Genomic DNA, 20,096 nt, shown 5'->3' on the forward strand with positions numbered 1-20,096 from the left:
GATGGGGAGATTGAGGTCCAGATGCGGTTCCAACCGTTCGAGCTCAACCCGCAGATGGCGCCCGAGGGCGAAGACACCGCGGAGCACCTTCACAAAAAGTACGGCTCCACCCCCGAGCAGGCTGCGGCCATGCGCGAGAACATCCGCGCCCGCGGTGAGGCGCTGGGCTTCACCTTCAACATGGACAAGCGCGCCCGCATCTACAACACCTTCGACGCGCACCGCCTCCTGCACTGGGCCGAAGATACCGGCCGACAAACCGCGCTCAAGAAGGCCCTGTTTGATGCCTATTTCACCGAAGGCAAAGACCCGAGCCAGCACGCGGTGCTGGTGCAGGCCGCCGAGTTGGTCGGCCTGTCAGGGGATGAGGCACGCGCCGTGCTGGAGGGTGACGAATTTGCGGATGCCGTGCGCGAACAAGAGCAGTTCTACCTGAATGCCGGTATCGGTTCTGTGCCGGCAGTAGTCATCAACGACCGGCATCTGATTTCCGGCGGCCAGCCGCCCGAAGTGTTTGAGCAGGCGCTGCGCCAGATTGCGGCGGAGTAGGGGGCGAGGTAATCGCGTGGCAGACGCTGCAAGGTCCGCGCGAGGGCTTTTTTCACGGAAATGTCACAGATCAAAAGATAATTCCCTGATGCCATTCATACAAAAAACACCTCAGGGAGAGGGCTTGGCTTGGTACTTACTGCACACCAAGCCGCGCCTGGAAGATCAGGCACTTACCAATCTGGAACGCCAGGGTTATGAGTGCTACCTCCCAAAAATCAATATCGAGCGTGCTCGGCGGGGTAGGGCCGAGGTCAAGAGCGAGCCGATGTTTCCCCGCTATCTCTTCATTCGACTCGGCACCAGCGACCAAGGTAAGAGTTGGGCGCCTATCCGTTCGACCCTTGGCGTCAATCAATTAGTGCGCTTCGGGATGCGTGCCGCCAAAGTGGACGACCCCCTGGTCAAACTCTTGCGGGCGAGGGAGCTGAATATGCCTACCGAGACGATGTTTCAAACTGGGGAAGCGGTTCTCATCACGGACGGGCCGTTCAGTGGCATCGAGGCGATTTATCAGACCTCGGATGCCGAGAGGCGGGCCATCATCCTGCTGAACATCTTGAGCAAACCCGTGACGATGGCCCTGAATGCCGGACTTCTTCGCAAGCGCGCTTAACTTCATCCGCCGCGGGGGTGGAGGCTTCAGACTCGCCGCACCTTGTCTGCGGGCATGATGCCCTGCGCTTCGGTGAGCTGCACCATCAGCTCGCCCTTGCGGAAAATGACGTGGCGCACCGTGTCGCGCCGGCCTCGGTACACCACCTGATCACCCACCTTGAGGGTTGTCATGGCGGGCATGAGCTGGCGCACCGGCACTACCCGAAGTTCGCTGACGAAATGGTTCGGGTTGCGGGCAGGGGCTACAGGCTTGGTCTGCAGGCGCGCGGCGACTTCTTTATTTTCTCGGCCCCATTCGGTCAGGGCCTTGTGCATGGCAGCCTTGATATCCGGGGCGGTAAACGGCTTTACCAGCTGAAACATAGCGCCGAGCTCGCGGGCTTGGTTGGCCAGTGTTTCATCCTTCTTGTCGCTCATGAGTGCCCAGCGCACGGCCGGACGCATCTCCTGAATGGCCTTCACCAGTTCCAACCCACTGCTGGCGTGCTGGGAAAAGCAGTCGGTGAGCAGGAAGTGGGGCGTCCATTTTTGTGCCGAGGCCATTGCAGCATCGGGATTGGGGGCGATTTGCACCCAGTTGGCATCAAAGCCGTAGCCAGATATCAGATTTTTGGCAAAGGTCTGAAGCGCGAGACTGTTGTCTGCAATCAAAAAGCGCACGGTAGACATGGTTAGGGGCGGCTCGGTAGGTTCGAAGAAATTTTAGGCATGCCCTATGCCATTCTCATGAATTCGCCGTCCATCTCTGCTGGCGCGCGCCACCATGTGCAAGCAGTTCAGCTACGTCCACGCGAGCCACCTCACCCAGGCCGCCGCCGCGCACTACCTCGCGCTGGGCCTTCAACCGAGCCAGCACGCGGTGCTGGTGCAAGCCGCCGAGTCGGTCGGCCTGTCAGGGGATGAGGCACGCGCCGTGCTGGAGGGTGACGAATTTGCGGATGCCGTGCGCGAACAAGAGCAGTTCTACCTGAATGCCGGTATCGGTTCTGTGCCGGCAGCAGTCATCAACGACCGCCATCTGATTTCCGGCGGCCAGCCGCCCGAAGTGTTTGAGCAGGCGCTGCGCCAGATTGCGGCGGAGTAGGGGGTCTTGCGCCGAGCGCGGCCCGAAGGCGCCCCTCACGCCTTCAGCACTTCCAGCAGCCGGTCCAGCCCGCCTTCGTTGATGGCGACTTGGGCCTGTTCGCGCACGGCGGGTTTGGCGTGGTAGGCCACGGACAGGCCGGCTGCGCCCATCATGGGCAGGTCGTTGGCGCCGTCGCCCATGGCAATGCATTGCGCGGGGCTGATATTGAGCAACGAGGCCACCTCCAGCAGGGTGCGGCGTTTTTCGGCTCCATCGCATATCTCGCCCCAGGCCTGCTGCTCCAGCGTTCCGGTGAGGGCGCCGGCTTCGATGTGCAGCTTGTTGGAGCGCATGAAATCAATGTCCAGCAGCGCGCACACGTGTTCCGCAAAGTAGGTAAACCCGCCGCTTACCAGCAGCACCTTGAGTCCCGCCTTTTTGCAGGCAGCCACCAGTTCCAGCGCGCCGGGGTTCAGCCGCAGGCGTTCGGTTTTTACTGCGTGCAGGTTGGCCAGCGTGACGCCTTTGAGCAGGGCCAGCCGGCGGCGCAGGCTGTCTTTGAAATCGGTAATCTCGCCGCGCATGGCAGCCTCGGTGATGGCGGCCACCTCGGCCTTGCGCCCCACCGCATCGGCAATCTCGTCGATGCACTCGATGTTGATGAGCGTGGAGTCCATGTCAAACGCAATCAGCTTGTAGTCGCTCAATTGCAGCGCGGCCGGCAGGTTGCGCACGACGAGGCCGGGGGAGAGGGTAGTGCTTTGCATAGGGAAGCCGGGTGGTCTTTTTGGAGGGCTAAGTCTCGAACCAGTCTTGTACCGCAAGCCCCGGCACGCGGCCAAATTCGCGTGTGTTGCGGGTGATGAGTGTGCACTGATGTGCCAGCGCGATTCCGGCAATCAGCTGGTCGCAATGGCCAATCGGCGTGCCGGCTTGTTCCAGCGTGTACTTCACCCGGGCAGCGGCCTTGGAGCTTGCGTGGTCCAGGTCCAGCACGCGGTAGGCCGACAGCACCGCTGCAATCCCTTGGCGCTGCGCCTCAGGCCTGTTGGACCGCAAAAGGCCATATTCCAGCTCAAACAACACCACGCTGGGAATGGCAACCTCACTGGCTGGTGTGTCGCGCAAATGTCTTGCCACCTGGCCTTGCTGCTTAAAAAAGTAAATCAGGGTGTTGGTGTCCAGAAGAACCATTACCAGGCCTCGCGCGGCAGGTCGGGAGTGGCTTGGTCGCGCAAATTCTCTCCAAGCGGGAAGTCGATCCACGCGGCGGCGTTGTTTGCGGCGTTTTCAAAAAAACCGAGCGGGTAGCCTTTGTCGTCTACCACGGGGGTTTGTTCCTTGATCAGCCGCGCGACCCAGGCACTGAGCGACAGCCGCTGTGCCGCCGCCGACGCTTTGGCGCGCGAAATAGATTCATCGTCCATGTAGATCGTGACCTGTGACATAGGGAAGCTCCCGGCAATTACATGCCCAAGTATATCGGCCTCTCTGGCGCTGCCTGCAGCTTGGGAGTCTCCGTGATGTGCGGTCCTTGGTCAGGCCCGATAGCGGAGGGGTGCTGGTACCCGCTTGCCAATGTGTTCAGCTATCACCTCTTTGGCGAGTTTGTTGTCATCGCTGCTGTTGCGGGTAAGGGCGTCGTGTGCCTCGGGCGTGTCAGGCGGTGCGTTCACGCCGGCTTGATTGTGTCGCGCATCAGGTAGAAGGCGCCACATTGGCATTTTCTGAGGCCGCTGCCCATGGCTGTTATCGCTTGTTCCGCCTTACCGTCCGTCCAATAGCCGAAGGCCATGAGGTTCAAGGACGCGTACCGCGGGGTGCGGTAAAGGGTTTTGCAGCACGGGCTGGCAACGAGGGAGTGGCCGTTGATACGGGTCATTGTTTTGCCCGGTATTGGTACCCGATTAAGGGGGAGAAAGCCAGTTTTCCACCCGCAAGCCCGGCACACGACCGAACTCCGCATCGGCGCTCACTAGGGTGGCGTCCAGGGCGAGGGCGTGGGCGGCTATCAGGGTGTCGTTGGAGCCTATGGGGGTGCCGGCTCTCTCGAGGTGGGCGCGCAGGGCTGCGTAGTGAATGCCTACGCTTTCATCGAGCGGCAGCACCAGCAGATTTTTCATTTGTATGTCGTAAGCCGCTTGCAGGCGGGGCGTGCCCCGGCGTGACAGCCCGAACACTAGTTCGCACTGCACCACCGCACTGGTGACCAAGGTGATGTTGGGCCGGCGTTGTGCCCATGCTCTTACGCTGGCGGCGGGGCGCCCGGCGCCGTCTTTCATCAGGGCGCTGATGATGTTGGTGTCGAGCATGTAGAGCTGGCTTGCCGCTGTCATGGCGAGTCGGTGCCGAAGTCAATATCGTCGAGCGGCAGAAGGCCTTCGTCACCGATGTGGGGAAAATCGTCCTCGCAAGGGCCGAGTTTTGCCAGCTCATCCAAGACCGCCAGCAAGGCCGCTGCGCTGCCTTTTTCCAGTTTCGGTTTGGCCAGCTCGATGATGAGCCTATTGCCCTCGCGGTGTATGAGGGCGTCTACTCCGGGGAGCTCAAATTCCTTGGGGATGCGCACTGCCTGGTTGGCGCCATTTCTGAAGAGTTTTACCGCTCTGACGCCCGTATCCATTGCGTACGGCGCTATGTTTTCTGAAGCAAATGGGAGCGGATGAGGACCAGGCCTAGGGTTCAGGTTGGGGCTTGATGAAGACATGGTGCACCTCCTTGCAGATGGTGCTTTGACTTTAGCATATGCTTCGGCATAGGCCAACCTCGGTTTCAGTGGCTGGCCGCCTTCTCCGCCACCGGCGTGCCCAGGCTGCGCAAGATGTCGCGCACCATCTGCACCCGGTCTTTCACCTCCGGCAGCGCCCGCTCGGCGCGGAGCTTTTCGTTGCCCACCAGTTTGATGTGGCGGTTTTTCTGGATCAGCGCAATCACGCCCATCGGGTCGATGGGGGCGTCTTTCTTGAAGGTGATGGTGGTTACGCCGGGCGCAGCGTCTACCTTCAACACGCCGTAGGGCTTGGCAATCACCCGCAGGCGGTGTACGTCAATCAGCGTCTGGGCCTGCGCGGGCAGCTTGCCGAAGCGGTCCACAATTTCTTCCAGCAGGCCGTCCACCTGGTCGGTGTTCTTGGCGGTAGCCAGCTTTTTGTAAAACGACAGGCGCAGGTGCACATCGCCGCAATAGTCGTCGGGCAGCAGGGCGGGCGCGTGCAGGTTGATTTCGGTGGTGACGTTGAGCGGGCTCAGCAAATCAGGCTCCTGCCCGTTTTTGAGGCAGCGCACCGCCTCCGACAGCATCTCGTTGTAGAGCTGAAATCCCACCTCCAGCATGTTGCCGCTCTGGTTTTCGCCTAGCACCTCGCCGGCACCGCGAATCTCGAGGTCGTGCATGGCCAAGTAGAAGCCGCTGCCCAGCTCTTCCATTTGCTGGATGGCGTCCAGCCGCTGCTGGGCCTGCTTGGTCAGGCCTTCTATGTCGGGCACCATCAGGTAGGCATAGGCCTGGTGGTGGCTGCGCCCCACGCGGCCGCGCAGCTGGTGCAGCTGGGCCAGGCCGAACTTGTCGGCGCGGCTCATGACGATGGTGTTCGCGGTGGGTACGTCGATACCGGTCTCGATGATGGTGGAGCACAGCAACAGGTTGTAGCGCTGGGCCACAAAGTCGCGCATCACCGACTCCAGCTGGCGCTCGGGCATTTGTCCGTGGGCCACGGCAATACGGGCCTCGGGCAGCAGCTCTTCGAGCTTCTGACGGCGGTTCTCGATGGTCTCGACCTCGTTGTGCAAAAAGTACACCTGCCCGCCGCGCTTGAGCTCGCGCAGCACCGCCTCGCGAATCACGCCGTTGCCCTCCGACCGCACAAAGGTCTTGATGGCCAGCCGGCGTTGCGGAGCGGTGGCAATCACGCTCAGGTCGCGCAGGCCCTCCAGCGCCATACCAAGCGTGCGGGGAATGGGAGTGGCGGTGAGCGTCAACACGTCCACCTCGGCGCGCAGGGCCTTCATCTGCTCCTTGTGGCGCACGCCGAATCGGTGTTCTTCGTCAATGATGAGCAGGCCCAGATTGGCAAACTTGGTGTCCTGGCTGAGCAGCTTGTGCGTGCCCACTACGATGTCCACCGTGCCATCGGCAACTCCCTTGAGCGCAGCGGTGATTTCTTTGCCGCTGCGAAAGCGGCTCATCTCGGCAATCTTCACCGGCCACTTGCTGAAGCGGTCTACCAGCGTCTGGTAATGCTGCTCGGCCAAGAGCGTGGTGGGCGCCAGAAACGCCACCTGCCGCCCCCCGGTGACGGCAATAAACGCCGCTCGCAGGGCCACCTCGGTCTTGCCGAAGCCCACATCGCCACAGACCAGCCGGTCCATCGGGCGGGGCGAAATCATGTCCTGAATGACGCAGTGAATAGCGGCCTTCTGGTCGGCGGTTTCATCGAAGCCGAAGTCGTTGGCAAATGTTTCGTAGTCGCCAGGGCTGTAGCGGAAGGCGTGGCCCTCGCGGGTGGCGCGGCGGGCGTAGATGTTGAGCAACTCGGCCGCGCTGTCGCGCACCTGCTCGGCTGCGCGGCGCTTGGCTTTGTCCCATTGGCCACTGCCCAAGCGGTGCAGCGGCGCCTCGTCGGCGCTCACGCCGGTGTAGCGGCTGATGAGTTGCAGCTGGCTTACCGGCACATAGAGAGTAGCCTTGTCGGCGTATTCGAGGTGCAAAAACTCCTGCAGCTCGGGCTCGCCGGCGGCGTTTTTGTTGCCCATGTCCATGTGCATCAGGCCGCGGTACCGGCCGATGCCATGCGCGCTGTGCACCACCGGATCGCCCACATTGAGCTCCGAGAGGTCTTTGATCAGCGCCTCGACATCGCTTACCTGTTCCTGCTTCTTGCGGCGGCGGGTGGTGGGGCCGGCGGCAAACAGCTCGGTCTCGGTGATGAGGTCAATGCCCATCTCCAGCCAGCTAAAGCCCCGGCTCAGGCCCGAGGTGGCTATGCCGATCGGCTCGGTGCTGTCGATGAACTGCTGCAGGCTGTCAAAAGCCGGCGGGCTGATCTGGGAGGCGCGCAGGAAGTCCAGCAGGCTTTCGCGCCGGCCGTCGCTCTCGGCCAGCACCAACAGGCGCTGTGGTGTGTTGCGGGCGTGCTGCTTGAGCAAGGCCAGGGGTTCTTCGGTGCCGCGCAACACGCCCAGCTCGGGCAGGGGGCTGAACTCGGTGAACTCGGTGCCTTCAGATGAGGCGCGCAGTGCCAACTGGGCGTGTTCGTTGGCCTTGGCATAAAACTGCTCGGTGCCCAAAAAAAGGCTCTCAGGTGGCAGAACCGGGCGCTCGGGGTCGCCCTGCACCAGACGGTAGCGGTCTTTGGTGTCTTGCCAAAAGCGCTGAAAGGCCGGCTCCAGATCGCCGTGCAGCACCACGGTGGCGTCCGCGCCCACGTAGTCAAACACGGTGGCGGTCTCGTCAAAGAACAGGGGCAGGTAGTACTCGATACCCGCGGTGGCCACGCCGGCGCCCATGTCTTTGTAGATGCGGCTCTTGGTCGGGTCGCCGTCGAGCAGCTCGCGCCAGCGGCTGCGGAACTTGGCGCGTGCGTCGTCGTCCATGGGGAACTCGCGTCCGGGCAGCAGCCGCACTTCGGGCACCGGGTAGAGGCTGCGCTGGCTGTCGGGATCAAAGGTGCGGATGCTGTCGATCTCGTCGTCAAACAAATCCACCCGGTACGGCACCAGGCTGCCCATGGGAAACAGGTCAATCAGCCCGCCGCGCACCGCGTATTCGCCCGGGCTCACCACCTGGGTCACATGGCTGTAGCCGGCCAATGTGAGCTGGCTCTTGAGGCGCGCCTCATCGAGCTTTTGCTTGACCTTGAACTCAAAGGTGTAGCCCGCCAGAAAGCTGGGCGGCGCGAGGCGGTAGAGAGCTGTGGTGGCTGGAACTACCACCACATCCACCCCGTTGATCGAGTCGCGCTGGCCGGATCTGGAGGCATGCAGCCGCCAAAGCGTGGCCAGCCGCTCGCTGATCAGGTCCTGGTGCGGGGAAAAAGTGTCGTAGGGCAGTGTTTCCCAGTCGGGGAACAGGGCGCAGCGCAGCCCGGGCGCAAAAAACGCGATTTCCTCCAGCAGCCGCTGGGCGTCGCTGGCGTCGGCGGTGACGATGGTGAGCGCCTTGCCGGCGGCTTTTTCCCGGGTGCCGAGTTGTGCGAGCAACATGGCGTCGGCAGAGCCGGCGGGGCGGGGCAGGGTAAAGCGCCTGCCGGGGGAGAGCTTGGGGAGATCCATGAATCCAATAAGGTCGGGCGGGAGCGGCCACGCGGGCCGGCAAAAGAGGCGCTCTGGGCCCCGTAAGGCGTCGAGCAGTGAGGCTGATTTTAGAATGGGGCTCCGCGCTATGACCGATCTCTCTCAACTTCCCCCCTCCGCCCCGCTCCCCACCCCCCGGAATGCCACTCCCTGGGGCGCTGGCCCCGGCGTGCGCATGTGGGCACTGGTGCCGTGCGCCGGTACCGGCAGCCGCGCAGGCGCAGAGGGCCCCAAGCAGTACGCCCCGCTGGGCTCGCAGGCCATGGTGATGCACACCCTGCGCGCCCTGGCCGCGGTGGAGCGGCTGGCGGGCATTCAGGTGGTGGTGTCCCCCGGAGACGACTACTTTGCGGCAGCGCCCCGGATAACTGGCGCTCCGGTTTTTGTAGCTGCCTGCGGAGGTGCCACGAGGGCTTCCAGCGTTTTTAATGGTATTTCGGCCGTATTGAACCAAGGCGCGCAGCCCGACGATTGGGTGCTGGTGCACGACGCGGCCCGCTGCCTGGTGACGCCGGCAGACGTGAACCGCCTGATTGACGCCTGCCAGGACGACGCGGTGGGCGGCCTCTTGGCACTTAAGTTGCCCGACACCCTGAAGCAGGAGCGGGCGGGTCGCGTGTGCGCCACGGTGAACCGCGGCGACAAGTGGCTGGCCCAGACGCCGCAGATGTTTCGCATTGGCGCGCTGCAGGCGGCCCTGCAGATGGCCGGCGAGGCGGTAACCGACGAGGCCAGCGCGCTGGAGCTGGCGGGCCTTAGCCCCAAGCTGGTGGAGGGCAGCGCGCAGAATTTCAAAGTGACCTATCCGCAAGACTTTGCGCTGGCCGAGGCGGTGCTGGCGGCGCGGTGTGCGGCTTCTTCCTGAATGGAGAACTCTATGAACATGCGCATTGGGGAAGGCTGGGACATCCACCAACTGGTCGAGGGCCGCAAGCTGATGCTGGGTGGCGTCGAGATTCCGCATACCAAAGGCCTGCTGGGCCACTCCGACGCCGATGCACTGTTGCACGCCATCACCGATGCGCTTTTGGGCGCGGCGGCGCTGGGCGACATTGGCAAACACTTCCCCGACACCGACGAGCGCTACAAAGGCGCAGACTCGGCCGTGTTGCTTGCCAAGGTGGTGGCGGATGTGCGCGCTTTAGGCTTTCGCATCGTCAACATCGACAGCACGGTGATTGCGCAGGCGCCCAAGCTGGCGCCGTACATTCAGCCCATGCGCGAGCGGATTGCCTTTGTGCTGGATGTGGACGTGGGCTGCGTCAACGTCAAAGCCAAAACCGCCGAAAAAATGGGCCCGGTCGGCGAGGGCCGCGCCATGGAGGCGCGTGCCGTGGTGCTGCTGGAGAAGGGCTGATCAGGCCTGATCAAGGGTTCTAAATACGGCGATGACCGCTCCAGCGCCGTGATGTGCTACCCAGTAGCTCCTTGTGCGCGCTGGTAACTGCGCTCTGGGCCACACTGGCGTCCTTGCAGGGCATGCAGACCCGGCCGTAACCACCTTCGCCACCCTTGAGGGCCTTGTCGAAAAAAATCTCCTGCAGCCGAATCTCACCGCAACGGGAGCAGGCCTTGGCCTCTCTGTTCGCAAGATCAGCCGCCTGCTTCTGAACTCGCTCAACGGACGCGGCCACTGGCGACCCAGTTGCCATCTCTACTAAGGCCTGCAGGCGCTGCGAAAGGGTGGCGACAGGGTCTTTGCCCAAATTAAAGCGGTTGATGCGCAAGAAGCGGTATCCGTAGCTCTCCAGTGTCAATTGCCGCTCCACATCCGCCTCCTTGAGGTAGCGCTCATGGTTACCAATGTGAATATTGGGTGAGCGGTCAAAGTGGAAGTTAAAACCGTCGTATTCGATGACGATGTGAACCCGCCCTTTGTCGGACTCATAGGTCAACAGGAAGTCCGCGCGCCACGATGGGTGGGTGTATGTTGGATCCAGCTGCTTGAGGTAGTCCCCTATCGGGAACTGGGGCAGCACCTCGATGGCTTCCGGCTGTGAAGCATAAAAGGGGGTTTTGTAGAGCCAGTCCAGCACAAGGGCTTCCATGGGGCTGGATTGGTCGGTCTCTGATGCCGAAGCCTTTTTGTTGTTGAGTTGGGCCTCGTAGTGGTGCAGCACCCGCGCAATGGAGCCCTTGTAGCGGTCCAATGGCAGCGAATGAACGATCCAGATCATTTCCTGGGCCCGGCTGAAGCCCACATTGAGCCGCTGGGCCTTGAGCTTTTCCTCCACGACCTCGGACGCGGTATCCATCTGCACGGGGAAGATGTAATTGAGGGCGTCGTGACCCTGAGACGCCACCAGTGAGTAAAAGATGATTTGACGTTCCTCCCCCTGGCAGGAGTCAAAAGTCATGATCTTGAGGCGCAGCTTCTCCTCAAACAGTCGGGCCTTGCCGTGGGCATAGATAAGCTTGCACAGCAGGGTGTGCTGCTCCCTGAAGGGAGTGATGATGCCCACACTGGGCGGGTTTTCCTCTTCCAACAGTTCCAACAGTCGTTCCAGAATGAACTTCGCCTCGGCACTGTTGGTGGCGCGGCTGACAGTTTCAGTGGTTGTGTCGACTATGTCAAAGCGAATGACGTCCTCAATGGGCACGCCGCGGATCTTCAGTGCCTGCAGCTGGTGCTCATAGAAGGTGGAAGAGGAATAGCTAATTAGCTCCTGGTAGGAGCGGAAGTGCTTGCGCAGCACGATTGAGAAAGAGGCCGCCATCGAGCACCATTCCAAGATGGACTTCTTGACGTCGAACATGGCCAAGCGGCTCAAAGTGGCAGCATCACGCTTACCAGCCTTGTTGAAGTAGTTCACCAGGTCGGAACGGTACTTTTCGTTCAGGGCAATGCTGGCATTGGCAGACTTCACGTTACTGAATTGCTTGCTGTCACCCAGCACCACGACCTTTTTTGCGCGCAGCAGCGCGGGCAGGGCCTGTGCAACCGAGACTTGCGAGGCTTCGTCGATCACCACCACGTCGAACAGGTCGGGCGCCAAAGGCATGTACTGCCCGAACTCGCGGATGCTCGCGATGATCACAGGGAAGGACTCCTTGACGTTCTCGAACTTGTCCTCTGGGAACTTCTGGCGCTGTGAAATCACCGTCGCCATCGCCTTGGCGTCTGACCGGTGGTTTTCCATGAAGGCCACTAGGCGCGAGTCCACGTGGGAATTCATCACCGAGGTGTTCAGGCGCTCCAGCTTGGACTTCGTACCCACGTAATCCAGCTGCGGAGCATCACGGAAGGCCTTGCCCACGACCAGCAGCTCGCGCAAAAAGCGCATGGCACTGCTCCACACCTGTGGATGCTTGGGTGCAATCTCGATGAAAGCCAAAGCCAGCGCCGGCGAGACCTTGTTGAAGACGGCCAGAACCTTAACGGCAGCAGCGCTGGCGGGGCTGACCCCAGTCCCCCTAGAAACATGAGCGTAGGCGCCAGGGAACGCGTCAGGGATGCCAGCCTCTTCCAACAACGTACGCAAGCGATTGGCTTTTTCCACCATAGTAGACAGGACGGGGGCGTCGGTCTTGAGGATCACCGGTCGATTCGTGGCCAACTGGTTCATTTGCAATTCCAAGGCTCGCACAGCGGCGCCACGCAAGAGATAGCCGAACAATGGCATGCGCAGCTGGGAATACTGAACCAGCAGGGTCGATATCGTCTTCAGGTCGACAGCTTCCAGCTTGGAGAAGATGTCCCATCCATCTACAGAGTAGCGGTCCAGAAACACAGCCATGGTGCTGTCGCGCTGAGATCGAGTCAACAATTCGGCACCATCCCGAACCTCGGGCAGGATGGAATTCAGGTACTCCTGCACTGCGCCGATGGAGCCTGCGATGGGCTCCATTTCCGCAGCCAGCTGCCAGTTCTCGCACTCATGCAACAGCCGGTGAACTTCAGGCGCGATAGCCAAAAGGTCTTTCTCGGCCGCATGCATGGATTGCACGTCGGCCAGGGAGATTTTGCCCAAGCAGGCCACGGTGCCGGTGATTGAGTCACGCAGCGCCTGCGAGGTGCCTTCTTTCTCAAGCAGTAGCGCCCCCTCATTGGCCCGCATGGCGCGTGCAAAGGCCGTAATTTGGCTCACGGTCTGGTTGCCTACCAAGCGGCGGAAATTGGCGTCTTTCTGGCCCAATCGCAACAGGGGATTGGGGAAGTTCTTCTCATGGCGCACCCGACTCATAGCCTCGCTGAGTTTGTGCTGCACAACCTCCAGCGCCTCGCTCTTGTCCGACAGCACCAGGCAGGTTTTCTTGTTGAAAGCGCAGTCGGCGGCGATTGCGGTGATAGTGTGCGACTTGCCGGTACCGGGCGGGCCTTCCACGACGATGATTTTGCCGGTGGGGTTGCGCACCGCCAAAAGGATCTTGCGTTGCTCCTCGTTCAGGGGGATGGGCGAATCAAACACCAGCCTGTCCACCATAGGAAGGGCGTTCCAGTGGTCCTCCACCTCCTGTGCAATGCTCACTGGGTTTTCGTTCAAGATGCCTTTGACCATGCCTTCAAACAGGTCGACCATCTTTGAGCCGCCTTGGCGGGCAGCGTCGATCAGGGCCTCATAGTCATTGACCAGCGCCTCCTCACCTTGCTCAAAGGCTGCAAAATACAGGCCGGTGCTAAGACCCACCTCAGCATTGGAAGCGTCGGCGCTGCGTGAGCTGAACTCAATTTGACCCGCCAAATCTACGGCATTCACCACGAGGCGGAAGTACTGCCGCGCAATTTCAAACACGGATTGCGCCGGATCCAGATAGGTGATGCGCTCCTGAATGGGGCTGACCCATTCGCGCTGATGGGTTTGGGCCAGCTCTTGCAGTACGTAGTCAATCGCCTTGCGGTTGGTGTAGAGCTGGTTGACAATCGAAATCTCGTAGCCGGTGCCGTCGGCAATCTTGTCAGCGTGTACCGGCAAAAAGAACAGCGGGTAAGAAACGCCACGGAATTTGATGCTCCCCAGATACAGGTAGAGACACAGGCCCTCGGTGGTGCTGGCGTAGGTCTCCAAATCACGGACATCGAGATACGCATCCGAGGTGACAAAGTCCTTGAAGAAGTGCTTTAGGTTGGAATGGACGCCTTCAAGCGTAATGCCGTGAGCTAGGGAGTCTTGGACCGCCTTCAGGTCGGGAGCCGCGATGAACTTGGGCAGAACATCCAGCAGGACCGCATCCAAGGTGGCGCCGACCTGCGACACCATTTCCGACTCGGCGCTGTAAAGCGAATCCACAATCGAATATGCCTCCTTGCGCATAGGGCCATCCAAATGAGCAATCAAGGGGCGGGTGATGGCTTTGGAGACTTCCTCCGCCGCCTTAGACCTCAGGTTCTCAATCCATGCCTCCGGATCAGCGATGGTCTTGGCTTGGGTCGTAACCACCTCCGAAGCGATAGCGACCTGCACCTCCGTAATCGCCGTTTCCGGGATGGCATTGATCTGCTCTTCAATGATGCGCCCAAGAACCGAAGACATCTGACGGGTGTACTTGCGGGGAAGCACCCGCAAAGACATGGTGTCAGAGCTGGGCTTATCTATCAGGGCCCATACCTCTTGCTCCAAAGTGTCGTAACTACGCAGCCGTAGGCCTGCCCTAAATCCGGTATCGGTTTGGAGAATGATGCGCCGGCGCGGGGCCGACTGGCGTTTGAAGTCTGATTCGATGAAGTCGCGAAAGTACTGGGAAACCTTGATAGCGACTTCGCGCAGTGATGTCTCTTCCATCTGTTACGACTCCCTTTTGTGTTTATCGTTTGCCCGGAGCGGGCTTGTACTGTTGATCCACGTGAGCCTTGATAGGCCCCCCCGCGATGTGTGCGTTTTCGACGGCCGCGAGAATCATTTCCCAAACCCCCTCTTTGGCGAGGACCGGCATTTCCTTGGCCAGCACATTGCTCAGTGCGCCCTTGTTTTGTTCGATAGAGCGCAACAGCCTATCTGCCTGGTGATCGGGCATCTCCACGACTTCCTTGACGGCCAGGCGAGCACGGTGGTGGTCTCGAAGGTACCTGGCCTCTTCCCGCATTTGCTCGTTGATGGTGCGATGGATGACCTTGGAGAGGTACATCACGTGCGGGCTCATGTTCGGGTAACGCCACATGGGCCGCGCAAGATCGTCGCCATCGAACTCAAAATTGGAAGTCACACCATCCGGATAGGCAGTATGGTTGCCGGAAAAACTCACACGGTCGACCACCGCTGACATCAAGGGATTGGACACGGAATCCAGCACTTGGTCATACGCCCTGCGCTCGCCCGGGTCAGCGGTGATGACTGCGGAGACAGGGAGAATGACAGGATCGGGAATGACGCCGTCGCGGCGCAGGATGTCGTTGATGAGGAAGCGGTGGAGCCGCCCGTTGCCGTCGGCCATGGGGTGGATATAGACGAAGGCGAAAGCAGCTACCGCGCTGCGCGTAACCGCAGACTGGCCTTGTGTGCGTTCTAAGAACACCTTGAGGCCATCCAACATGGACTGCAGATCTTCAACAGGAGGAGCCACATAGTGCAATTTCTCCTGGTAGCGCACTGTTTCCCCCACGAACACCGGTGACTGCCGGATTCCCAGCCGCGTGATGGTGGTCAGATCGCCCAGGATGTCGCGTTGCAATTCAGCCATTGCCGCATCAGTAAAAGGCTGCTCACCCAGCCCCGTGCGCCGAGCCATGACATCTGCAAACCGTTGGATGCGTGTGGACTGATCCGCCTCACCCTCAATCAAGAAGCTGGCCTTGCTTTCTCGCAGAGTCATCCACGCCGCAGCGCGCATCAAGAGTTCTTCGCCGAATTCGGCTTGCAGCACACCAAGCATGCCGCTGACATCCAAATTTTCCGCCCCAGCGAGGGCGTCTGTCTTGACGATCAGAGGGCAAAAGAAACGTGTGCCGGGGAGGTTGTCATTCACCCGCCACTTGCTATTTTTAACGATGCGGTCTGGGCTGGCCAGCACCATGCTCGCCTCGTCGTCGATGGCGTCCGCATAGTTACCACCCAGATTCTCAGGTGCATGCAAAGTCTCTCCGGTTAGCCACTCATATAAAAAAGCAGCACGTCTGGCATAGCCGCCTGTCGGGGACCGGAAAAGCCATGTCTGCAGCTGCTCGCCCCCCTCCTTGAGAAACAGCCGTTGTAGAAACTCCAGATGAACGACCTCATGGCGAAGATGAAACTGCAAGTGCCCCACGAGAGTGGGCTCAGGCCGCATGGTTTCGACATAGGTCTCCAGGCGGTAACCGTCCGCCACTTCGGACTTGCGCCTGCCACCTATTTGGCTGAGAACTGGCAGTCGCCCCATGGGGAAAACATCAAATTCCCTTGCCAGCCATGCAGCCCCGACCGGGTCTAAGGGTTGGTTTTCCTGGTTGATGTTGGACAAGCTAGGGCTTTCGGGTTCATTGGGGAAAGTTTGTAAAAAGTCCGGCGAGTAACTGCGGATGGATTACGGATGCGAAAAAGCCATTATCAATGCAATATTTTGCTCAAATTTAATTTCAAATGGCCGCAAGCTGTTCGGCTGGCGTGTCTCTCCAAGCAGTCCCATGCTGATGTTTAGTCAGACATGGGTGGGTTTGGATAGGTCTTTCGCTACGGTGAAGGCTTACTGCGCCGCCCAGCCGCCGTCCATGTTCCAGGCCACGCCGCGCACGTTGTTGGCGGCAGTCGAGCAAAAGAACACCGCCAGCGCGCCCAGCTCTTCGGGGGTGGTGAACTGCATCGAAGGCTCCTTCTCGCCCAGCAGCTGGCGGGTGGCGTCGGCGTTGCTGATGCCTTGCGCGGCGGCTTTGGCATCCACCTGTTTTTGCACCAGCGGGGTCAGCACCCAGCCCGGGCAGATGGCGTTGCAGGTCACGCCGCTGGTGGCGTTCTCAAGGGCGGTGACTTTGGTCAGGCCCACCACGCCGTGCTTGGCCGCCACATAGGCCGACTTTTCGGCCGACCCCACCAAACCGTGAACCGAGGCCACGTTGATGATGCGGCCCCAGTTGTTGGCCTGCATATGCGGCAGGGCCAGGCGGGTGGCATGAAAGGCGCTGGAGAGGTTGATCGCAATCACCGCGTCCCAGCGTTCGACGGGAAAGCTCTCAATCCGCGCCACGTGTTGAATGCCGGCGTTGTTGACCAGAATATCCACGCCGCCAAAGGTGGCCTTGGCGTGCTCGATCATGGCTTCAATCTCGGCCGGCTTGCTCATGTCGGCGCCGTGGTAGCTGACCTGTACACCCAGCGCCGCGACTTCGGCCTTGGGGCCTTCCACATCGCCAAAACCGTTGAGCACGATGTTGGCGCCCTGCGCGGCCAGTGCCTTGGCGATGCCCAGGCCGATGCCGCTGGTGGAGCCGGTAACGAGGGCGGTTTTACCTTTCAACATGCTGATTCCTTCTGCAAAGTGGTGGGGGGATTCCATTAGGATGTGGCCATTATCAAACGAGTGAATCCACCATGGCTGAACCCACGCTCAATTACGTTCCCTGCGCCGATGTGAATGGTCCGCGCCGCATGGCCTATTGGCAGTGGGGGGCGGCTGATGCGGCGCACACGGTGGTCTGCGTGCACGGCCTCTCGCGCCAGGGGCGCGACTTCGATGTGCTGGCGCAGAGCCTGGTGGCGCGCTCGGCCAAGCCGATCCGTGTGGTGTGCCCCGATGTGGCCGGCCGCGGCCAAAGCGACTGGCTCAAAGACCCCGCGGGTTATGCGGTGCCGGTGTATGCGGCCGATATGCTGGGCCTGTTGCTGCACCTCAAGCCTGTGACGCTGGATTGGGTGGGCACCAGCATGGGCGGGCTCATCGGGTTGGCGGTTGCGGCGCATGCGCAGAGTGTGGGCGTGGCGGTGCGCCGGTTGGTGCTCAACGACGTGGGGCCGGTGATTGAGTGGTCGTCGCTGCAGCGTATTGGCGCCTATCTGGGGCGAGCGCCCAGTTTTGAGAGTCTGCAACAAGCGGCCGATGCGATGTGGGCCATCTCGAGCAGCTTCGGGCCGCACACACCCGCGCAGTGGCTGGAGCTTTCGCGCCACATGGTGAAGCCTTTGCACGACGGGCGCGTGGGAATGCATTACGACCCGGCTATCGCGGTGGCGTTTCGCGCGGTCACCGAGGAGCTGGCAGCCGCGGGCCAGGCGCAGCTCTGGGCTTTGTACGACGGCCTTACCGCAGACACCCTGCTGGTGCGCGGGGAGGATTCCGATTTGCTCTCCAAAACCACCGCTCAGGCCATGACCCAGCGCGGCCCCAAGGCGCGGCTGGTGGAGTTTGCCGGGGTGGGCCACGCGCCCACGCTCATAGCCCCCGACCAGCTGGACGCGGTGGGCTCTTTTTTATTGGGGTGAGTTCCCCCGCACGGTAAGTTTTTGATGAAAAGTTCGTCCGCCGAGAGCCATTCCTCGGCCCCGCCGCAGGTGATTGCGGCCACCGCCGGCAGCCTGCCCGAACAGGCCGGCGCCCTGCAGCGTGCCCGTGCCTTTGCCGAGCCGCTGTTGGCCAGCGAGATGCTGGACACCGGGGAAAACGTGCTCGCGCATGCTGACGCCGTGGCGGCCATTTTGCGCACCATTGGCGGCTCGGAGGCCATGCAGGCCGCAAGCTACCTGGTCTACGCCTGCGACCACCTGAACAAGCCCCACGAAGTGATTGCCAAGGCCTTTGGCGACAACTTTGCCGATCTCGCGCTGGAGACCACCAAGCTGGTGCGGCTGCAACGCATGTCGCGACTGGCGCAGCCCGAAGGCGTGCAGACCGAGAGCGTGCGCAAGATGCTGCTGGCGTTCTCCAAAGACCTGCGGGTGGTGATGCTGCGGCTGGCCTCGCGGCTGCAAACCCTGCGGCACCTTGCGGCCAGCAAGCTGCCCGTGCCGCAGGGCCTGACGGCTGAGGCGCTGCAGGTGTTTGCGCCGCTGGCCAACCGGCTGGGAATCTGGGAAATCAAGTGGGAGTTGGAGGACCTGTCCTTCCGCTTTCTGGAGCCCGACACCTACCGCGAGGTGGCCCGGCTGCTGGACGAGAAACGCACCGAGCGCGAATCGGCCATGGAGCGGCTGCGCCAGCAGATCGCGCACGACCTGACGGCCCAAGGCATTGCCGCCACAGTGCAGGGGCGGCCCAAGCACATCTACAGCATTGTGAAAAAAATGCGCGGCAAGTCGCTGGGCTTTGAGCAGGTGTACGACATCCGCGGCTTGCGCATCGTGGTGGCTGGCGTGCCGGATTGCTATTCGGCGCTGAGCTGGGTACACAGCCAGTTTGTGCCGATGACCGAGGAGTTTGACGACTACATCGCCCGGCCCAAGCCCAACGGCTACCAGTCGCTGCACACCGTGGTGCGGGACGCGGAGTCGCAACCGATTGAGGTGCAAATCCGCACCCAGGCCATGCACGACCATGCCGAGCTCGGCGTGGCCGCCCACTGGGCCTACAAGGAAGCCGGCGCCAAAGGCTACGGCGGCAGTGTCACCGCAGCCGGCGCCTACGACGCCAAGATTGCGGTATTGCGCCAGCTGCTGGCCTGGGAACGCGACCTCTCTGGCGCAAACACTACCGCCGACGGCACCGGCCTGTTTGACGACCGCATCTACGTGCTCACGCCCGACGCCGCCATCGTCGAGCTGCCGCAGGGTGCCACTGCGGTGGACTTTGCCTACAGCGTGCACACCAACCTCGGCCACCGCTGCCGCGGCGCGCGGGTGGACGGCGCCATGGTGCCGTTGAACACCCCGCTCAAGAACGGGCAGACGGTGGAAGTGAGCGCGGCCAAAGAGGGCGGCCCCTCGCGCGATTGGCTCAACCCCGAGCTGGGCTATCTGGCCAGCCACCGCGCCCGCGCCAAGGTGCGGGCCTGGTTCAACGCGCTGGCGATGGGCGAAACCATTGCCAAAGGTCGCGAGTCGGTCGAAAAACTGCTGCAGCGCGAAGGCAAGACCGCCGTCAACCTCGAAGACTTGGCCGGCCAGCTGGGCTTTCACCATGCCGATGCCTTGTTCGAGGTGGTCGGCAAAGACGAGTTTTCGCTCCGCAATATCGAGCAGCTGCTGCGCCCGCCCGAGCCCGCCAGCCCGCAAGACGACTATGTGCCGCTCAAGAAGCCGCGCGCGCTTTCGGGCGGCAAGGGCGGCGTGCTGGTGGTGGGCATTGATTCGCTGCTCACCCAGCTGGCCAAGTGCTGCAAGCCGGCACCGCCGGATGTGATCAGCGGTTTTGTGGCCCGCGGCAAGGGGGTGAGCGTGCACCGCGCCGATTGCTCGAACCTGCGCAACATGGTGCTGCGCAGCGGGGACCGGCTCATCGAGGTGGAGTGGGGCGCGCCCGCCGGCAAAGAGGGCAATGTGTACCCGGTGGATGTGGCGGTCGAGGCGACAGACCGGCAGGGCCTGCTGCGCGATATCTCAGACGTGTTTGCCAAAGAAAAAATGAACGTCATCGGGGTGCAAACCCAAACCGTCAAGGGCACGGCCTGGATGACTTTCACCGTGGAGGTGGCCGAATCCGGCCGGCTGGCGCGCGTGCTGAAAATTGTGAGCGGACTGTCAGGCGTGCGCTCGGCGCGCAGGCGTTAGGGGCGGCGGCCCTGCACAGACCGTGACCG

18 protein-coding genes are annotated in these 20,096 nt (G+C 61.6%); 7 read left to right on the forward strand and 11 right to left on the reverse strand.

Features of this window, described 5'->3' with window-relative positions; translation table 11 throughout:
• Together Q0O05_RS06655 and rfaH are read left to right on the forward strand one after the other, a co-directional pair.
• Window positions 1-549, forward strand: a 549-nt coding sequence (locus Q0O05_RS06655) for a DsbA family oxidoreductase (protein ID WP_293661440.1), incomplete at its 5' end; no start/stop codon positions are given.
• An 88-nt stretch (window positions 550-637) separates the two neighbouring features.
• A complete protein-coding gene (gene rfaH, locus Q0O05_RS06660) occupies window positions 638-1,165 on the forward strand; it encodes a transcription/translation regulatory transformer protein RfaH (protein WP_293661441.1) in 528 nt (175 codons plus the stop codon).
• A 26-nt stretch (window positions 1,166-1,191) separates the two neighbouring features.
• Here rfaH and Q0O05_RS06665 read toward each other — a convergent pair whose 3' ends face one another.
• Window positions 1,192-1,836, reverse strand: coding sequence for a response regulator (locus tag Q0O05_RS06665; RefSeq protein WP_293661443.1), 645 nt, complete (start codon window positions 1,834-1,836; stop codon window positions 1,192-1,194).
• Between the two features lie 94 nt (window positions 1,837-1,930).
• On the opposite strand from Q0O05_RS06665, the gene Q0O05_RS06670 reads away from it, so the two are divergent.
• On the forward strand, window positions 1,931-2,251 hold the full coding sequence (locus Q0O05_RS06670) for a DsbA family protein (RefSeq protein WP_293661445.1): 321 nt from the start codon (window positions 1,931-1,933) through the stop codon (window positions 2,249-2,251).
• Between the two features lie 35 nt (window positions 2,252-2,286).
• Here Q0O05_RS06670 and serB read toward each other — a convergent pair whose 3' ends face one another.
• The 7 genes from serB to mfd form a co-directional block, all read right to left on the reverse strand.
• Entirely contained in the window at window positions 2,287-3,000 is a 714-nt protein-coding gene (serB, locus tag Q0O05_RS06675) for a phosphoserine phosphatase SerB (protein ID WP_293661447.1), read from the reverse strand.
• Window positions 3,001-3,028: 28 nt separating this feature from the next.
• On the reverse strand, window positions 3,029-3,427 hold the full coding sequence (locus tag Q0O05_RS06680; RefSeq protein ID WP_293661448.1) for a type II toxin-antitoxin system VapC family toxin: 399 nt from the start codon (window positions 3,425-3,427) through the stop codon (window positions 3,029-3,031).
• Window positions 3,427-3,681 (reverse strand): hypothetical protein, encoded by a 255-nt coding sequence (locus Q0O05_RS06685; RefSeq protein WP_293661450.1) that lies wholly within the window; start codon window positions 3,679-3,681, stop codon window positions 3,427-3,429. The genes Q0O05_RS06680 and Q0O05_RS06685 overlap by 1 nt, the downstream gene beginning before the upstream one ends.
• A 90-nt stretch (window positions 3,682-3,771) precedes the next feature.
• Window positions 3,772-3,909: a hypothetical protein gene (locus Q0O05_RS06690; protein ID WP_293661452.1), complete on the reverse strand. Its 138-nt coding sequence runs from the start codon at window positions 3,907-3,909 to the stop codon at window positions 3,772-3,774.
• Window positions 3,910-4,140: 231 nt separating this feature from the next.
• Entirely contained in the window at window positions 4,141-4,569 is a 429-nt protein-coding gene (locus Q0O05_RS06695) for a type II toxin-antitoxin system VapC family toxin (protein ID WP_293661454.1), read from the reverse strand.
• Window positions 4,566-4,940, reverse strand: a complete 375-nt coding sequence (locus Q0O05_RS06700; protein WP_366519044.1) for a virulence-associated protein VapB — start codon at window positions 4,938-4,940, stop codon at window positions 4,566-4,568. Before Q0O05_RS06700 ends, Q0O05_RS06695 begins: the two co-directional genes overlap by 4 nt.
• 65 nt (window positions 4,941-5,005) lie before the next feature.
• On the reverse strand, window positions 5,006-8,503 hold the full coding sequence (gene mfd, locus Q0O05_RS06705; RefSeq protein WP_293661455.1) for a transcription-repair coupling factor: 3,498 nt from the start codon (window positions 8,501-8,503) through the stop codon (window positions 5,006-5,008).
• A 196-nt stretch (window positions 8,504-8,699) separates the two neighbouring features.
• Between mfd and ispD the strand changes: the two genes are divergently transcribed.
• Both ispD and ispF read left to right on the forward strand, forming a co-directional pair.
• The gene (gene ispD, locus Q0O05_RS06710; RefSeq protein WP_293661466.1) at window positions 8,700-9,389 is read left to right on the forward strand and encodes a 2-C-methyl-D-erythritol 4-phosphate cytidylyltransferase; all 690 of its coding nucleotides are present in this window, start codon (window positions 8,700-8,702) and stop codon (window positions 9,387-9,389) included.
• A 12-nt stretch (window positions 9,390-9,401) separates the two neighbouring features.
• Window positions 9,402-9,881 carry a 2-C-methyl-D-erythritol 2,4-cyclodiphosphate synthase gene (ispF, locus tag Q0O05_RS06715; RefSeq protein ID WP_293661457.1) on the forward strand — a complete coding sequence of 160 codons (480 nt, stop codon included), beginning with the start codon at window positions 9,402-9,404 and terminating at the stop codon, window positions 9,879-9,881.
• Window positions 9,882-9,900: 19 nt separating this feature from the next.
• Here the strand turns inward: ispF and Q0O05_RS06720 are convergent, their stop codons facing one another.
• The 3 genes from Q0O05_RS06720 to Q0O05_RS06730 form a co-directional block, all read right to left on the reverse strand.
• Window positions 9,901-14,244 carry an AAA domain-containing protein gene (locus Q0O05_RS06720; RefSeq protein ID WP_293661458.1) on the reverse strand — a complete coding sequence of 1,448 codons (4,344 nt, stop codon included), beginning with the start codon at window positions 14,242-14,244 and terminating at the stop codon, window positions 9,901-9,903.
• Window positions 14,245-14,266: 22 nt separating this feature from the next.
• The gene (locus Q0O05_RS06725) at window positions 14,267-15,895 is read right to left on the reverse strand and encodes a Fic family protein (protein WP_366519045.1); all 1,629 of its coding nucleotides are present in this window, start codon (window positions 15,893-15,895) and stop codon (window positions 14,267-14,269) included.
• A gap of 222 nt (window positions 15,896-16,117) precedes the next feature.
• Window positions 16,118-16,888, reverse strand: a complete 771-nt coding sequence (locus tag Q0O05_RS06730) for a 3-hydroxybutyrate dehydrogenase (RefSeq protein WP_293661459.1) — start codon at window positions 16,886-16,888, stop codon at window positions 16,118-16,120.
• A 71-nt stretch (window positions 16,889-16,959) separates the two neighbouring features.
• On the opposite strand from Q0O05_RS06730, the gene Q0O05_RS06735 reads away from it, so the two are divergent.
• On the forward strand, window positions 16,960-17,847 hold the full coding sequence (locus Q0O05_RS06735) for an alpha/beta hydrolase (RefSeq protein WP_293661461.1): 888 nt from the start codon (window positions 16,960-16,962) through the stop codon (window positions 17,845-17,847).
• Window positions 17,848-17,871: 24 nt separating this feature from the next.
• Window positions 17,872-20,067 (forward strand): bifunctional (p)ppGpp synthetase/guanosine-3',5'-bis(diphosphate) 3'-pyrophosphohydrolase, encoded by a 2,196-nt coding sequence (locus tag Q0O05_RS06740; protein WP_293661462.1) that lies wholly within the window; start codon window positions 17,872-17,874, stop codon window positions 20,065-20,067.
• The last annotated feature ends 29 nt before the right edge of the window (window positions 20,068-20,096 follow it).

Source organism: Rhodoferax sp. OV413 (genome assembly GCF_945881795.1).
Classification (GTDB): domain Bacteria; phylum Pseudomonadota; class Gammaproteobacteria; order Burkholderiales; family Burkholderiaceae_C; genus Allorhodoferax.

Excerpts from the sequence above, each read along its gene's own strand:
- Q0O05_RS06680 (WP_293661448.1), bottom strand. The coding sequence starts at position 3,427 with ATGGTTCTTCTGGACACCAACACCCTGATTTACTTTTTTAAGCAGCAA.
- Q0O05_RS06665 (WP_293661443.1), bottom strand. The coding sequence starts at position 1,836 with ATGTCTACCGTGCGCTTTTTGATTGCAGACAACAGTCTCGCGCTTCAG.
- Q0O05_RS06740 (WP_293661462.1), top strand. The coding sequence starts at position 17,872 with ATGAAAAGTTCGTCCGCCGAGAGCCATTCCTCGGCCCCGCCGCAGGTG.
- mfd (WP_293661455.1), bottom strand. The coding sequence starts at position 8,503 with ATGGATCTCCCCAAGCTCTCCCCCGGCAGGCGCTTTACCCTGCCCCGC.
- rfaH (WP_293661441.1), top strand. The coding sequence starts at position 638 with ATGCCATTCATACAAAAAACACCTCAGGGAGAGGGCTTGGCTTGGTAC.
- Q0O05_RS06695 (WP_293661454.1), bottom strand. The coding sequence starts at position 4,569 with ATGACAGCGGCAAGCCAGCTCTACATGCTCGACACCAACATCATCAGC.
- ispF (WP_293661457.1), top strand. The coding sequence starts at position 9,402 with ATGAACATGCGCATTGGGGAAGGCTGGGACATCCACCAACTGGTCGAG.
- Q0O05_RS06670 (WP_293661445.1), top strand. The coding sequence starts at position 1,931 with ATGTGCAAGCAGTTCAGCTACGTCCACGCGAGCCACCTCACCCAGGCC.
- serB (WP_293661447.1), bottom strand. The coding sequence starts at position 3,000 with ATGCAAAGCACTACCCTCTCCCCCGGCCTCGTCGTGCGCAACCTGCCG.
- Q0O05_RS06735 (WP_293661461.1), top strand. The coding sequence starts at position 16,960 with ATGGCTGAACCCACGCTCAATTACGTTCCCTGCGCCGATGTGAATGGT.
- Q0O05_RS06730 (WP_293661459.1), bottom strand. The coding sequence starts at position 16,888 with ATGTTGAAAGGTAAAACCGCCCTCGTTACCGGCTCCACCAGCGGCATC.
- ispD (WP_293661466.1), top strand. The coding sequence starts at position 8,700 with ATGTGGGCACTGGTGCCGTGCGCCGGTACCGGCAGCCGCGCAGGCGCA.
- Q0O05_RS06720 (WP_293661458.1), bottom strand. The coding sequence starts at position 14,244 with ATGGAAGAGACATCACTGCGCGAAGTCGCTATCAAGGTTTCCCAGTAC.
- Q0O05_RS06685 (WP_293661450.1), bottom strand. The coding sequence starts at position 3,681 with ATGTCACAGGTCACGATCTACATGGACGATGAATCTATTTCGCGCGCC.
- Q0O05_RS06700 (WP_366519044.1), bottom strand. The coding sequence starts at position 4,940 with ATGTCTTCATCAAGCCCCAACCTGAACCCTAGGCCTGGTCCTCATCCG.